Origin of the sequence: Janthinobacterium sp. SUN137 (assembly GCF_030587265.1) — a bacterium.
GTDB classification, from domain to species: Bacteria; Pseudomonadota; Gammaproteobacteria; order Burkholderiales; family Burkholderiaceae_D; genus Janthinobacterium; species Janthinobacterium kumbetense.
The window spans coordinates 1,381,376-1,395,041 of sequence record NZ_JAPWHZ010000002.1 but is presented as its reverse complement, the minus strand read 5'-3'; the positions used below and the strand labels follow the sequence as shown (position 1 = coordinate 1,395,041).

Annotated in this window: 14 protein-coding genes; 9 read left to right on the top strand and 5 right to left on the bottom strand. The window is 66.7% G+C overall.

What is annotated here, in order from left to right; translation table 11 throughout:
• Positions 1-31: 31 nt before the first annotated feature.
• Complete coding sequence (locus O3298_RS14295) at positions 32-373, top strand: DUF2004 domain-containing protein (RefSeq protein WP_205701141.1); 342 nt, start codon at positions 32-34, stop codon at positions 371-373.
• Between the two features lie 803 nt (positions 374-1,176).
• Entirely contained in the window at positions 1,177-1,728 is a 552-nt protein-coding gene (locus tag O3298_RS14290; protein ID WP_289915435.1) for a phospholipase D family protein, read from the top strand.
• Here the strand turns inward: O3298_RS14290 and O3298_RS14285 are convergent, their stop codons facing one another.
• Positions 1,729-2,589 (bottom strand): LysR family transcriptional regulator, encoded by an 861-nt coding sequence (locus tag O3298_RS14285; protein WP_305059754.1) that lies wholly within the window; start codon positions 2,587-2,589, stop codon positions 1,729-1,731.
• A gap of 160 nt (positions 2,590-2,749) precedes the next feature.
• Between O3298_RS14285 and O3298_RS14280 the strand changes: the two genes are divergently transcribed.
• Positions 2,750-3,907, top strand: a complete 1,158-nt coding sequence (locus O3298_RS14280) for an agmatine/peptidylarginine deiminase (protein WP_305059753.1) — start codon at positions 2,750-2,752, stop codon at positions 3,905-3,907.
• A gap of 22 nt (positions 3,908-3,929) precedes the next feature.
• Positions 3,930-5,021, top strand: a complete 1,092-nt coding sequence (locus O3298_RS14275) for an agmatine/peptidylarginine deiminase (RefSeq protein WP_305059752.1) — start codon at positions 3,930-3,932, stop codon at positions 5,019-5,021.
• Positions 5,022-5,040: 19 nt separating this feature from the next.
• Here the strand turns inward: O3298_RS14275 and O3298_RS14270 are convergent, their stop codons facing one another.
• Positions 5,041-6,102, bottom strand: a complete 1,062-nt coding sequence (locus O3298_RS14270) for a nitronate monooxygenase family protein (protein WP_305059751.1) — start codon at positions 6,100-6,102, stop codon at positions 5,041-5,043.
• Positions 6,103-6,189: 87 nt separating this feature from the next.
• Between O3298_RS14270 and O3298_RS14265 the strand changes: the two genes are divergently transcribed.
• Positions 6,190-7,062, top strand: coding sequence for a LysR substrate-binding domain-containing protein (locus tag O3298_RS14265; protein ID WP_305059750.1), 873 nt, complete (start codon positions 6,190-6,192; stop codon positions 7,060-7,062).
• On the top strand, positions 7,059-8,189 hold the full coding sequence (locus tag O3298_RS14260; protein ID WP_305059749.1) for a YbfB/YjiJ family MFS transporter: 1,131 nt from the start codon (positions 7,059-7,061) through the stop codon (positions 8,187-8,189). Before O3298_RS14265 ends, O3298_RS14260 begins: the two co-directional genes overlap by 4 nt.
• Before the next feature lie 3 nt (positions 8,190-8,192).
• Here the strand turns inward: O3298_RS14260 and O3298_RS14255 are convergent, their stop codons facing one another.
• Genes O3298_RS14255 through O3298_RS14245 form a run of 3 tightly spaced genes read right to left on the bottom strand, consistent with a single transcriptional unit; the run spans position 8,193 to position 11,061 of the window.
• On the bottom strand, positions 8,193-9,242 hold the full coding sequence (locus O3298_RS14255) for a serine hydrolase (RefSeq protein ID WP_305059748.1): 1,050 nt from the start codon (positions 9,240-9,242) through the stop codon (positions 8,193-8,195).
• Positions 9,233-10,048 (bottom strand): alpha/beta fold hydrolase, encoded by an 816-nt coding sequence (locus tag O3298_RS14250; protein WP_305059747.1) that lies wholly within the window; start codon positions 10,046-10,048, stop codon positions 9,233-9,235. The genes O3298_RS14255 and O3298_RS14250 overlap by 10 nt, the downstream gene beginning before the upstream one ends.
• A complete protein-coding gene (locus O3298_RS14245; protein ID WP_305059746.1) occupies positions 10,045-11,061 on the bottom strand; it encodes a M14 family zinc carboxypeptidase in 1,017 nt (338 codons plus the stop codon). The genes O3298_RS14250 and O3298_RS14245 overlap by 4 nt, the downstream gene beginning before the upstream one ends.
• A 209-nt stretch (positions 11,062-11,270) precedes the next feature.
• On the opposite strand from O3298_RS14245, the gene O3298_RS14240 reads away from it, so the two are divergent.
• From O3298_RS14240 to O3298_RS14230, 3 genes are read left to right on the top strand one after another with little or no spacing between them, the layout of a single operon-like run.
• Entirely contained in the window at positions 11,271-12,014 is a 744-nt protein-coding gene (locus O3298_RS14240) for a hypothetical protein (RefSeq protein ID WP_305059745.1), read from the top strand.
• A complete protein-coding gene (locus tag O3298_RS14235) occupies positions 12,011-12,586 on the top strand; it encodes an RNA polymerase sigma factor (RefSeq protein WP_289915395.1) in 576 nt (191 codons plus the stop codon). The genes O3298_RS14240 and O3298_RS14235 overlap by 4 nt, the downstream gene beginning before the upstream one ends.
• Positions 12,587-12,594: 8 nt before the next feature.
• On the top strand, positions 12,595-13,575 hold the full coding sequence (locus O3298_RS14230) for a DUF4880 domain-containing protein (RefSeq protein ID WP_305059744.1): 981 nt from the start codon (positions 12,595-12,597) through the stop codon (positions 13,573-13,575).
• The last annotated feature ends 91 nt before the right edge of the window (positions 13,576-13,666 follow it).

The following is a 13,666-nucleotide window of genomic DNA, read 5'->3' as shown; positions in this document are numbered from 1 at the left end:
GTGAAAATTGGACACCTTTTAGGAGAACCGAGTGCAACCACAGTTAGATGAAATTAAGCGGCGTGAGATGTCTGCGCTAGCCGCGATTCGTGATGCGTTCGGTACCGAAGCTGATGAATACGGTGGAACTCTATTCGTCTCTCACCACCTCGAAGAGTTGGACGCCACCTATTGGCAGTCGAATCTGGCCACTACGTCCCCCGAACCCGAACAGGTTCTTGGCCTCTTGGAATTGAAGTCTCACTGGGGTGACGAGGATGAGAACGGCATTGATGTGTTCGATTTCACTTTGCCTGGCAAGGTCACAAATTACGTACTTAGCGTCCGATTCGATGAAACAGGTGCCATCGAGGAAATTTCCATGGAAAGTTAAACGCAGCATGCTCAATCTTGCAACCGACTCGGACTTGCTTTAGCGCTCCGACGCGGGTCTGCTTTAGACGTAGTTGGCTGTCGCAAAGCGGCCAGAAGCAGTCGTTCATCTCATGGGATGACAAAGTCGCTAGTTGGATGGCGGTGACGCCATTTATTTCGCGCAGCATTACGGTCTAACTCCACGCTGCACCTACCAGTAGCCCGTTACTTTGAATTTTGGGAAGCACAATGTCCATTGAAACTACGCGTATCGAAACCATTATCAAGGTTCACCTGGCTCCAGAACTTCGTGCAGAAGGATTTACGGGATTTGGTATCCAGCACGTCGAAACGCTGCTCTGAATATTTACCACTTCAAAACTATATGACCTTCGAATACGCTGTGGTTGATGTGCTCCTGATTGCAGAGCGATGCATCATTTTTACGGGAAAAGTCGGGAGTGGCGAAGTCCGTGTAGGCGACAATCTTTTCTTGCAGTCTCCGAATGGGCGGATGTCAGTTAAGGTTATCAGTCTCGAACCAAGTGGCTTTCGAAAGGGCGGTGCTAGGACGGGCCACAATGTTGCGGTCGTGGTGGAGTACGTTGACCTTGAACCTGTTGCAGACGGATGGTTACTGACTGAACGGAATCAAGTCCTCGTGCAGTCCCTTACAATGCATGGCCCGCAGGTCTAGCATGAGTCTGAAGGTCCGCTATGGGGCGACAGCGGACGCTCGCCCAGGCGACGAGTCTGCCTGCAGGCTGTGTCCACATTTTTTGTTCGTCCACCCCCGATTATTGAAACAGGGAAATGCCAGCGATGAAGAATATCCTGCTTGCCGTTGCGCTGTGTCTTGCTACTGGTGCGCCGTCAGCGGCGCTTGCCGCCGACACCGCGCCCGTGGTGACCATCGAGAACGCGTTTTCTCCCGATGGCGGGGCGGAGGCGCTGGTGCTCAAGGTCATCGATAGCGCGGCGTCGAGCATCCGGCTGGCCGCCTATTCGTTCAGTTCGCCCCATGTGGTCGAGGCCTTGCTGCGGGCGCGGCAGCGGGGCGTGGATGTCAGGGTGCTGGCCGATACGCGGCGCAACGCGCGCAAGAACAGCCGGGCCGCGCTGGACCGGCTCGTCGGCGCGGGCATTCCCACGCGCCTGATTTCCCGCTATGCCTTGCATCACGACAAGTATATCGTGGCAGATGGCGTGACCGTGCAAAACGGCAGCTTCAATTACACGGCCGATGCGGCCACCGCCAACAGCGAAAACGTGCTCGTCGTGTGGCACAGCGAGCGCCTGGCGCAGTCGTATCTGGCGCACTGGGAAAACCGCTGGGCCAGCGGCGTCGACTATGCGCGCGCGCCGCAGCCCTGATCATTGCCCCTGCGCCGCACCTTGCGCGCGCAGCCAGTCGAATACTTGCCCGACGATGGCCGAACGGGGATGTTCCGCCACGCCCGACAGCCACCAGGTGGCGCCCGGCACCCTGGGATAAGCGGGCAACACGTGCAGCAAGCCGCGCGCCAGGCTGGCATCGACCAGCAGGCGCGGCAGGCAGGCGATGCCGCGTCCGTCGAGCGTGGCGTCCAGCAACAGGCGCGCATCGTCGTAGATGGCCCGCTTGCGAAAGCGCGCCAGCGGCCCCAGGAACAATGGCGCCGTAGTGTCGCCCGTCAAGCTTTCTTCCAGACACACCAGATCCGCGTGCAGGTGATGCGCATCCTGCGGCACGCCGGCCAGCCGCGCCGCCAGTTCGCTGTTGGCGACCATCACCCATTCATCGCGCAGCAGGGGGATTTCCTGCAAGTCCGGCTGCAGGATGGGGCGCTCGCCGATGGCGATATCGACGTCGATTTCATCGACGAAGCGGGCGCTCTCGTCGACCGACAGCAGCAAGCACAGTTCGGGCAGCCGCGCTTCCAGTTCCCGCAGCCGGGGTTGCAGCCAGCCGTGCAGCAGGGGCGCCGGACACACCAGCACCACGAGACCGGGATCGAGATAGGTGGCGATGCGCCCCAGGCCGCTGCGCAGCACGGTCATCGAGCGCTGCACGCTGCGCAGCAGCACTTCGCCCGCCACCGTCAGTTCCACGCCCCGTCCCGCGCGGCGGAACAGCGGCTGCTTGACTTGTTCTTCCAATAATTGCACCTGGTGGCTGATGGCCGATTGCGTCACGTGCAGCTCGTCGGCCGCGCGCGAGAAATTGCCGTGGCGGGCGGCCGCTTCAAAGCCCATCAATAACTTCAGCGAAGGAATGCGATGTTCTGACATATGAGAAAATATAATTAATTGGCGCAAATCATATCATTTGTTTTCATATCTTGATCGTTCCACAATGCCGTCCATGCCAGCGCATCGACTGCGCGGCACTCTGACTAACTAATCAAGGATGGATATGAACACACGTCGATATTTCTTGCGCCATTGCATGCTGGGCGGCAGCGCGCTGGCCATGGGCGGCATGCTGGCCGGCTGCGGCGGCGGCACGCCGGAAACGGGCCCGGTGGCGCCAGTGCCGCCCATCATCAGCGGCGGTGGCGTCAACCAGACCGACGGCTGGCGAATGCCCGACGAGGCCGAAGCCCACAAGGCGACGTGGATGGCGTATGGCGCCTCGAACGCCGTCTGGACCCGCGCGCAAGTGCCGCAAGTGCAGCTGGCGCTGGTGCGCATCGCCAACGCGATTGCCGCCTACGAACCCGTCAATATGCTGGTGCGTCCTGCCGAGCTGGCCAGTGCGCGGCAGTTGCTGGACGCCCGCGTGAACCTGATTCCCGCCGAGATGGATGATGTCTGGATGCGCGACACGGGGCCCGTCTTCGTGCGCAAGCCGAACGGCGAGCGGGCCGGCGTGAAGTTCAACTTCAATGGCTGGGGCAACAAGCAGCAGTCCGGCAAGGATGGGCAGGTGGCCGACGTGGTCGCCGCCCAAGCCCGGGTGCCGCTGCTGGTCACGCGCCTGGTGCTGGAAGGGGGCGCGCTGGAAGTCGATGGCAAGGGCACGGCCATCATCACGGAAAGTTGCGTGTTGAACAATAACCGCAACCCGGGCTGGAGCAAGGCCGACTGCGAAGCGGAATTGGGCCGGCTGCTGGGCATCCGCAAGGTGATCTGGCTGCCAGGCATCAAGAACCAGGACATCACGGATGCCCACACGGACTTTTACGCCCGCTTCGTGCGCCCCGGCGTGGTGGCGGCGCACCGCGAGATGGATCCGGCATCGTACGATTACGCGCTGACCCGGCGCCACCTGGAGATCCTGCGCGGCGCCACGGATGCCGACAACTTGCCGCTGCAGATCGTCGTCATCGATGGCCCCGAGAAAATTCGGCCTGGAAACAACCCGAACACCTTCGCCGCCGGCTACATCAATTACTATGCCACCAGCAGCGCCATTTTCCTGCCAGAATTCGGCGATGCGCAAGCGGACGCCAGCGCTAGGGCGCAGTATGCGCAGCTGTATCCGGGACGCGCCGTGATCCAGATCAATATCGACCCCATCGCGGCCGGTGGCGGCGGCATCCATTGCACCACGCAACAGGAACCGGCGTAAGCGCGCCGCACAGGAGAACAGCATGCAACGACGACATTTTCTGAACGGTGCCATGGGCCTGGCGGCCAGCGCCGCGGCCGGTTTGCCGGCCATGTCCGCGCTGGCGGCCGGCGCCGGCTGGCGCATGCCCGACGAAGGCGAGCGCCACGCCGCCACCTGGATGGCTTTCGGCGCGAATGACGACGTGTGGGGCAAGCGCCTGAAGGCGGGCGCGCAGGCGGACCTGGCGCGCATCGCGCAAGCGATCGCCAGCGTCGAACCCGTGCACATGCTCGTCAACGAGGAAGACTACGACGTGGCGGCTCGCCTGTGCGGCAACAAGGTCAAGCTGCTGGTGCAGCCCATCGACGACCTGTGGATGCGCGACACGGGCCCCGTCTTCGTCAGGAAGGCGGGCGGGGCGCTGGCCGGCGTGAATTTCAATTTCAATGGCTGGGGCGAAAAGCAGGACTACGACGACGATGCGCGGGTGGCCCCTTTCGTGGCCGGGCGCGCCGGCGTGGCCGTGCTGGAAAGCAGCCTGGTGCTGGAAGGGGGCGGCATCGAAGTCGATGGCCAGGGCACGGCCATCATCACGGAAAGCTGCGTGCTGAACGCCAACCGCAATCCCGGCGTCGGCAAGGCAGCATGCGAACGCGAATTGCGCCGGCTGCTGGGCATCGAAAAAGTCATCTGGCTGCCCGGCATCGCCGGCCAGGACATCACCGATGGCCACACGGATTTCTATGCGCGCTTCTGCGCCCCCGGCGTCGTCGCGGCCGGCTACGACGGCGACCCGGCGTCGCCCGAACGGGCCGTCACCCAGCGCCACCTTGACATCCTGCGCAAGGCCACGGATGCGCGCGGCCGTGCGCTGCAGGTGGTGGTCTTGCCGGGCCCTGGGTCAGTCCGTCCGCGCTATGAAAACAAGGACTTCGCCGCCGGCTACATCAATTTCTATGTCTGCAACGGCGCCGTGCTGTGCCCGGAATTTGGCGATGCGGCAGCCGACCGCAATACCAAGGCCATCCTGCGCGAGCAATTCCCCGGGCGCGACATCGTGCAGTTGAACATCGACGCCATCGCGGCTGGTGGCGGCGGCATCCACTGCACCACGCAGCAGCAGCCGGCGTAGGCGGATGACCCCGGAAAAGTCAGGCCGCCATTTCCCGCGCCAGGGTGGCCACCAATTCCTCCGCCCCCATTTCCCGCGCCAGCGGCGCGCCCTGGCCGGCCCACTGGGCGGCAAATTCGCTGTCGCCATGCTGGCTGGCTAGCGTGTTCAATTGCTTGGCGGCATCGTAGGCGACGGGATAGTCGGCCGGCTGCGGGCTGCCCGGCGCTTCGCCATGTTCGATCAGGCGGTTCACCATACCGCGGGCCAGGCGGCCCGACAGCACGCTGGTCAGCCGGGTGCTGGCCGCCCGTCCGCTTTTCAGGTTGGCCCGGTAGCCTGCATTGGCCGACGATTCCGGGCACAGCACGAACGCCGTGCCCAGCTGGGCGGCCGCGGCGCCCAGGTCCAGCGCGGCGCGGATGCCATGTCCATCCATGATGCCGCCGGCGGCGATGAGGGGCAGGGCGGTGCGGCCCGCCAGCAGGCGCAGCAGCACGGTGGTGCTGTGGCGTTCGTCCGGCGCTTGCGGGTCGAAGACGCCGCGATGCCCGCCCGCTTCCACGCCTTGCGCCACGATGGCGTCGACGCCCGCCTGTTCGATCAGTGCTGCCTCGCGCACATTGGTGGCCGTGGCCATCGTGTAGATGCCGGCCTGGCGCAGGGCGGCGATCTGCTGCTGCGTCGGCAAGCCGAAATGGAAGCTGACGACGGCGGGACGCTGTTCCAGCAACAGGGCAAACGCCGCCTCGTCGCCGATGAACGTTTTATAGATCTCGTCGAGCGCCTCTGGCGCGGCCGCGCCCAGCTCCGCAAACAGGGGCGCCAGATGGGCCAGCCAAGCCGCTTCGCGCCGCGCATCCCTGACGGCCGGCGCATGGCAGAACACATTGATATTGAAGGGCTTGTCCGTCAGCGCGCGCGTGTCGGCGATCATCTGGCGCGCCTGCGCTACGGTGCCGGCGCCGATGCCCAGCGAACCGAGGCCGCCCGCGTTCGAGACGGCGGCGGCCAGGCGCGGCGTGGAAACGCCCGCCATCGGCGCCTGGATGATGGGCAATTGCAAGCCGAGACGGTCGAGGAAACGCTGGATTGACGTCATGATGATTCCTTCATGAAGTTGAGAATGCTGTATTTTATTCGTATTTTAAGAATATAATAGCATAATCATTTTCAAAAAGAGAATACGATGGATTCGGAATCATTGCGGATTTTTTGCTCGGTCGCCAGTGAACTGAGCGTCACCCAGGCCGCCGCCCGGCTGGGCCGCGCGCCGTCCAGCGTCACCACGCGCATCCAGCAGCTGGAAGCCGATATCGGCGCGGAACTGTTCGTGCGCACCAATAAACGCATGGCCCTGACGGCGGCGGGCGAGCGCTTTCTCGAGTATGCGCAGCGCCTGCTGGCGCTGGCGGAAGAGGCGCGGCATGTCGTCACGGGCGGGCGCGAGGGGGGCACCTTGCGCGTCGGCAGCATGGAAAGCACGGCGGCCAGCCGTTTGCCGGCCTTGCTGGCCGCGTATCACGCGCGCTATCCGGCGACGCGCCTGGCGCTGGGCACGGGGCCGTCGCGGCCCCTGATCGAGCAAGTGCGCACGGGCTTGCTCGACTGCGCTTTCGTGGCCTTGCCGCCAGCGTTCGGCGGCGCCGCCGCATTGGCGGAGCTGGGCCTGGCATCGAGGGCCGTGTGGCGCGAGGAACTGTGCCTGCTGCTGCCGGCCAGCGAAGCGCAGGCGCGCCGCGCCATGGATGTGCGCACGCGCTCGCTGGCGGCGTTTCCGCAGGGCTGCACCTACCGCGGCATCGCGGAAGAGTTGCTGGGCGTGGCCGGCAGCACGCAGTGGCGGGTGCAGGAAATGAGTTCGTATCACTGCATGATCGCCTGCGTGGCGGCCGGCGCCTGCGTGACCCTGCTGCCCGCCAGCGTGCTGGCGCTGTCCGGCGCGCCGGCCACCCTGGCGACTATTTCCGCAGGGCAAATTGACACCGTGCTGGTGTGGCGCGCGGGATTCGACGTACCCGCGTTCCAGCACTTGTTGACGCAGCTCGGCGAGGCGGCGTGAGCGGGGCGGCCAGGCTGCGCGCGGCCATCGCTGCGGCCGTCATCCTCGCCATCGGCATGGGCTTCGGCCGCTTCGCCTTCACGGCCATCTACCCGCACATGGTTGGCGAGGGCGTCTTGACCTTGCGCGACGGCAGCCTGGCCGCCTCGGCCAACTATGCCGGTTACTTGCTGGGCGCCATCCTGGCCATGCGCGCGCGGGCGAATGGCGCGCACCGGCTGTGCTTGTGGTCGGTGGCCGGCACGGCCCTGTGCCTGGGCGTGCTGGCCTTGTCCATGCCCGTCTGGCTCATCGTGACGGTGCGCGGCGTGGCGGGCGTCTTCAGCGCCCTGGCCATGGTGGCGGCCTCGCTGTGGCTGCTGGTGCAGCGCGGGCAGGCGCGCGGCGCGCCGCTGCTGTATGCGGGCGTGGGCGCCGGTATCGCCGTCTCGGCTGAATTGCTGGTGCTGGCGTCGCACCTGGGCTGGCGCAGCGCCGGCATGTGGCTGCTGCTGGCCGGGGTCACCGTGCTGGCGGGGCTGGCGGCCGCGCCAGCGCTTGCCGTGAGCGGCCAGGCGACCCCCAATGCGCCGCCCGCATCTGCCGCGCCGGCGCTGGCGCCCGTGTCGCCCTGGCCGCTGGTGCTGATCTATGGACTGGCGGGACTCGGCTACATCGTCACGGCCACCTATCTGCCCGTGCTGGTGGGCGTGGCCTTGCCGAATCTCAATTCCGCCCACGTGTGGGCCGTGTTCGGCCTGGGCGCGGCGCCTTCGTGTTTCCTGTGGCACCGGCTGCACGAGCGCCTGGGCACGCGCCAGGCGCTGCGGCTGAACTTGCTGCTGCAGGCGCTGGGCGTGGCGCTGCCCGTGCTGGCGCCCTCGGCCGCCGGCTATCTGCTCAGCGCCATCCTCGTCGGCGGCACGTTCGTCGGCACGGTGACCATCGCCATGCCGGCCGCGCAGCGGGCAGCCGTCAAGGCGGGCGCCAGCATGATGGCCATCATGACGGTGGTATATGGCATCGGACAGATTATCGGCCCCGTGCTGGCCGGCAGCCTGTATGCGCAGTCGCACAATTTCAACGGCGCACTGGTGGCGGCGGCCGGCGCGCTGCTGCTGGCCATCGCGGTGAGCTTGCGCCTGTAAACCTCAGAGGCCGAATGCGCAGCGCATGAAGTCGCCCCGCAGCGCGTTGACCCGGGCGGAATCGCGCGTGTAATACAGCTTGTTCGTCAGCAGCACGGCATAGCGGCCGCGCCGGGGGCTGAGCCACATGGCCGTGCCGGTGAACCCCTGGTGGCACCAGACGTCGTCTGCCGGCCCGGTGCCTGCCGCCGGGTGCCAGAACAGGCCGCGCGAGGGATTTAACGAACCCGTCTGCACCGTCAGCGAGGCGCGCACCCAGCCGGCGTCAAACACCTGGCCTGCGCCATGCAGGCCCGGCGCCAGCATGGCCCGCAGGAAGCGCTGCAAGTCGGGTACATTGGAAAACAGCCCGGAGATGCCGCACACGCCGCCCAGCAGGCGGGCCGAAAAATCATGCACCACGCCGGCAAGGTGGGCGCCCGCCTGTTCGCAATACTCGGTCGGCGCGATTAACTGGCCGTGGCGTGGCGCGAGCGGGCCGTAGCCCGTGGCGGCCATGCCCAGCGGCTGCAGCACATGCTCTGCAAGCGCCTGTTCCAGTGGCTGGCCCAGCAGGCGCTCGATGACAAAGCCGAGGATCAGGGCGGCGCGGTCCGTGTATTCGACAGCCTGGCCCGGCGTGCCTTCCAGCGGCTCGCGCAGCACGCCGCGCACGATATCGTCGTACACCTCGCCATAGCTGGCGCGCAGCCGGGCGCGCAGCGGCAAGCCGGCCGTATGCGTGAGCAGCTGGAAAATCGTGATGGGCGCCAGCGCGTAGCCCGCCGTGCCGGGCAAGACGTCGGCCAGCCGGTCGTCCAGGCGCAGGCGTTGCTGGCCAATCAGCCTGCCGATCAGCGACCAGACGCTGACGATCTTGGTCAGCGAAGCGATATCGAACAGGGTATCGACCTGCATGGCGGCGCTGGCGGGCTCCGGCGTGAGCCGCCCGGCCGCGCCCGCCACGCCGTGGTCGACGGTGCCGACGGCCCAGGCCGCGCCTGGAAAAATGTGTTCGCGCACCCCAGTATTTGCCAGCGCCGTCAGTTGCTCCGTGCGATAGGCTATCGGCATGATGATTGTGCCGTGTTGGTCTGCTCATCGCCTGCCGCTGCCACCCCCAGCCAGCGCGCCACCGACTGCGCCAGCCATTCCCCCTCGTCGAGCGGCAAGTCGTGCCCGGCGTCGCCGTGGATCAGGCAATCGGCTTGCCAGGCGCGGGCCAGGCGCTGCGAACAGCGGTGGTCGACCAGCCGGTCTTGCGCGCCGGCCATCACCAGCACGGGCATGGTCGGGCGGACGAGGGGCGCGCGGTAGCGGGCGGCCGACAGCAGCTGGCGCAGGGCGTTGCGGCGGCTCACCGGGTATTCCTGCTGATAAGTCAACCAGTCGGCCAGCAGCGCAGGGTTGCCGCCCGCATGCCGGCGGCTCGTCAGGCGCAAGATCAATGCTTCCTGGCTGGCGGCATCGCCCAGCAGCAGCTGGCGCAGCAGGGCGCCGTAGTTTTGCCAGCGCAGGCGTTGATGGAAGGGATTGAACGGCCGCATGCTGGTGTTGATCAGCACGCAGCGGACGATTTCCTGCGGGTAGCGGCTGGCCCATTCGACGGCCACCATGCCGCCCAGGGACAGGGCCAGCAAGTGGTAGGGCGCCGGAATGCCCCGCGCCAGCAACTCCCGGCGGCAGTCTTCCACCATGTCGGCCACGCGGGTGGCGCTGTCCTGCGCATGGCGCGTGCCGTTGCCGGGCAGGTCGGGCGTGACGATGCGGGCGCCGGGCAGGGCGCGCGCGAGGGTGGCGGGGAAGCTGCCCCAGTGGCGCTGTTCGCGCATCAGGCCGCGCAGCAGGACCCAGTTATCGTGCGTGTTGATCTGCGTCATGATTCATACCATTGCGCCAGGGCGCGCCGGCGCTGTGCCTTGCGCAGCAAGCCTTCCGGCATCCAGCGGCCGTGGCTGCTGGCGGCGCGCATGAGGAAATCGAACCACACCAGGTGCCGCCGCAGCACGCGCTGCAGGCGGTGCGCGGCCGTGGGGTTGAAGATGCTGACGCGGTTGAACAGCTGGCGCGGATTTTTCTTGACCCACAGCCAGGAACCCATTTCCAGGGTCAGCGGCAGGAACACGCGCCCGCTGTAGCTGGTGCCGTTCAGGTACAGATAGTCCCACAGGTCGCCATGCGTGCGGTATTGGCGGCTTTGCGGCTCGAACACATAGTTGTGGTTGGGGTAGCTCTGGCTGAACAGCTCTTCCAGCGCGCCGATTTCGGCCAGGTGTTCGATGGGCACCTTGGTGTGCGCGTGGGGAAACCAGATGCGGTCGCGCAAGCCGAAGCCGGAATGGCAATCGAGGGCGATGCTGAACTGGCGCGACAGCAGTTCGCGCTCGACGAGGTCGCACACGGCGGCGCTTTCCAGCTCCATCGGCCCCCCGGCCGCGCCCCGGTACCAGGGCAGGCGGGCGCTGTAGCGCTGTCCGCCCAGCATGAACGGCACTTTCTCGCGCGCGCTCAGCGGCGCGTTGCGCATCAGGTCCACGCCGCGCGGATTGCAGCGCGTGGCTTGCCACATGCCGCCCGGATTGACCAGCGGCATGAACACGAGGCGCATGCTTTCCAGCTGCTGGTGCAGGGTGGCATCCCAGCGCAGGCGCGCGACCAGGCTTTCCAGGAAAGACAGGATGACTTGCGTACCGATGCGCTCGAGGCCGTGGATGCCGCCGAAAAAGCCCAGCACGGGCACGTCGGGGCTCGGATTGCCCAGGGCGATGGAGTACACGGGAAACTCGCGCCCATCCATGGCGATGCTGCAGGGCGCGGCCACTTCCAGGTGGCTGCCGCCCTCGTCGATGAGGCGCTTCAGCATGACCAGCTCGGGCAGATTCTTTTCGATCATCAGGCGTCTGAAAGGGAAAGTGACAGCCAGTGTAGCCGAAATAGGTGGCGCGCCGGACGTCCCGCATGGCGAAATTTATGCACGCTGGCGATGTCACGAAGCCGTCATTTTTTCTGTGTAGGCTATTGCAGTTGATGCAAGAGTTGTTACTTGGCAATGCCTTGTTTCCACGCAATTCCCCCCTCACACGATAGCGACTCGATAGCGATATGACAGGCAGCCCGGCATCCGTCCATGTGCTTGCGCTGGCAGGATACCTGGTTTTGCTGGGTTTCCTGGCCGCGGTGGGGCCCGTGCGGGCGCAGTCCGCCGACGGCCCCGTGCTGCAGTTCGATATCGCCGCGCAAAACCTGGGCGACGCGCTGGACCTGTACAGCCGCCGCACGGGCATCGCCGTGCTGATGGACCAGCGCTACGCGCAGCGCCAGTCGGGCGCCGTGCGCGGCGCCCATGCGGCCGGCGCGGCCCTGCAAGCCTTGCTGGAAGGCACGGGCCTGCAATCGCGCCTGTCCGACGCGCAAGCCGTCATCGTGTACGCCCCGGCCGGCGCTGGCGCTGCTGCCGCGGCGGAGCTGCCGCAGGCCGCCGTCGTGGCCGCCGCCGACATCCCGGGCGCCGTGCAGGGCGGCGGCGACCATGCGGCCTATGTCAGCCGCCTGCAGCACGTGCTGCTGGGCTTGCTGTGCCGCGCGGCGCAGACGCGTCCCGGCGGCTACCGGCTGGCGCTGCAGCTGTATCTGAACCGCGCCGGCGTGGTGGACCGCGTGCACCTGCTCGACAGCACGGGCTTGCGCGCGCGCGACACGGCCATCGCGCGCCTGGTGCTGGGCATGCGCGTGGGCGCGGCGCCGCTGCCCTCGATGCCGCAGCCCGTTTCCATCCTGCTGCTGCCGCAAGGGCCGGGCAGCGAAGTCGATTGCGCCCCCGGAACAATGGGAAGGCTCGCGCCATGAGCATGCCCGACCTGCGCACCAAGCTGAAACGCCACCTCAGTTCGCGCTACGCCGTGCTGCGCTGGCGCCTGGAGCGCGTGGTCGGCTGCAAGCACCATGCGGCCGATGCGCTGCAGGAAACGTGGCTGCGCCTCGAAGCGATGGTGGCGCCCGGTCCCGCCGCCGCGCCCGTCCACAATCCCGACGCCTATCTGCTGCGCATGGCAGCCAATATCGCCACCGATGCCTACCGCCGCGACCGCATCATCGTCACCGAGCGCGAGCGCGAAGAACTGATGCACATGGCCGACGAGGCCGGCGACGACATCAGCGACCCGGCCCGCATCGTCTCGGCGCGCCTCGACGTGCAGGCGCTCGACGCGGCGCTGGCGGGCCTGTCGCCGCGCCGCCGCGCCATCCTGACGGCCGCCAGGGTCGATGGCTTGCTCAATGCGGACATTGCCGAGCGCTTCGGCATTTCCGTGGCGATGGTGAAGAAAGAATTGCAGGCCGCCATGCAACACTGTAAAACGTGCATGGCCGACGCCGATGCCGCCCAGCGCAGCGATGTGTCGGGCCGCCGTAAATATTGATGAATCTCATGACTGCTCCTGACCGCGATCCACGCGACCCTTCCCATACCGCCGGCAGCGACGCTGACATCGACCGGCAAGCCGCTGCCTGGTGGGCGCGGCTGCGCGGCGACGATTTCACGCAGGCGGACGCCGACGCCTTGCGCGCCTGGTGCGCGCGCAGCCCCGCGCATGCGCGCGCCTGGCGCGAACTCCAGCAAGTGTGGCAGGCGCTGGCCCCCGCGTTGGACCGTGCCGATGCCGCGCCGCAGCGGGCGAACGTGCTGGCGTTCCCGCCGCGCCCCGGGCGCCGGGCTTTCCTGGGCGGCGCGCTGGCGGCCGGCGTGGCCGTGCTGGCCTTGCGCCCGCCGCTGGGCGCCTGGCCGTCGCTGCAGGAATGGAGCGCCGATTACCGCACGGGCACGGGCGAGCAGCGGCAGGTGGCCGTGTCGCAGCAGATGACGGTGCAGATGAATACGCAGACGCGCATCGATGTGCGGGCGCCGGAAGCCATCGAACTGCTGGGCGGCGAAGCGGAAATCCTCGCCAGCGGCGCGCGCCAGCCCGTCACGGTGGTGGCGGGCGCGGGGCGCTTGCTGGCGCAGTCGGCCCGCTTCAACGTGCGCCACACGGATGACGCCGTCTGCGTCACCTGCCTGGCGGGCGCCGTGGACGTGGTCTGGCAGCAGCGCCGCCAGACCCTCGATGCGGGGCAGCAACTGGTCTACGACGACCGGGGCGTGCAGGCGGCCACGGCCGCGCCAGCGGAGGAGGCCAGCGCGTGGCGCACGGGCGCGTTGTCGTTCGTCGGCAAGCCGCTGGCCGAAGTCGTCGATGAAATCAACCGCTACCGGCCGGGCCGGGTGGTGCTGCGCAATGTCGAGCTGGGGCGCCGCCTCGTGCGCATGCGTTTTTCCATCGGGCAAACCGATGGCGCGCTGGCGATGATACGCGACCTGTACGGCGCGCAAATGACCAGTTTGCCGGGCGGCATCGTGCTGCTCAGTTGATTTCCGCTGATTCTAGGTTTCCCTTTGGCAGGCTTATTTGAAAATATCTGAAAATATTTTTCAAAAAACATTATCCCTTCCGCCATCCGGC

What these genes read in the sequence shown, in the direction of transcription:
- O3298_RS14290 (WP_289915435.1), top strand. Translation starts at nt 1,177, where the DNA reads ATGAAGAATATCCTGCTTGCCGTTGCGCTGTGTCTTGCTACTGGTGCG.
- O3298_RS14285 (WP_305059754.1), bottom strand. Translation starts at nt 2,589, where the DNA reads ATGGGCTTTGAAGCGGCCGCCCGCCACGGCAATTTCTCGCGCGCGGCC.
- O3298_RS14280 (WP_305059753.1), top strand. Translation starts at nt 2,750, where the DNA reads ATGAACACACGTCGATATTTCTTGCGCCATTGCATGCTGGGCGGCAGC.
- O3298_RS14275 (WP_305059752.1), top strand. Translation starts at nt 3,930, where the DNA reads ATGCAACGACGACATTTTCTGAACGGTGCCATGGGCCTGGCGGCCAGC.
- O3298_RS14270 (WP_305059751.1), bottom strand. Translation starts at nt 6,102, where the DNA reads ATGACGTCAATCCAGCGTTTCCTCGACCGTCTCGGCTTGCAATTGCCC.
- O3298_RS14265 (WP_305059750.1), top strand. Translation starts at nt 6,190, where the DNA reads ATGGATTCGGAATCATTGCGGATTTTTTGCTCGGTCGCCAGTGAACTG.
- O3298_RS14255 (WP_305059748.1), bottom strand. Translation starts at nt 9,242, where the DNA reads ATGCCGATAGCCTATCGCACGGAGCAACTGACGGCGCTGGCAAATACT.
- O3298_RS14250 (WP_305059747.1), bottom strand. Translation starts at nt 10,048, where the DNA reads ATGACGCAGATCAACACGCACGATAACTGGGTCCTGCTGCGCGGCCTG.
- O3298_RS14245 (WP_305059746.1), bottom strand. Translation starts at nt 11,061, where the DNA reads ATGATCGAAAAGAATCTGCCCGAGCTGGTCATGCTGAAGCGCCTCATC.
- O3298_RS14240 (WP_305059745.1), top strand. Translation starts at nt 11,271, where the DNA reads ATGACAGGCAGCCCGGCATCCGTCCATGTGCTTGCGCTGGCAGGATAC.
- O3298_RS14235 (WP_289915395.1), top strand. Translation starts at nt 12,011, where the DNA reads ATGAGCATGCCCGACCTGCGCACCAAGCTGAAACGCCACCTCAGTTCG.
- O3298_RS14230 (WP_305059744.1), top strand. Translation starts at nt 12,595, where the DNA reads ATGACTGCTCCTGACCGCGATCCACGCGACCCTTCCCATACCGCCGGC.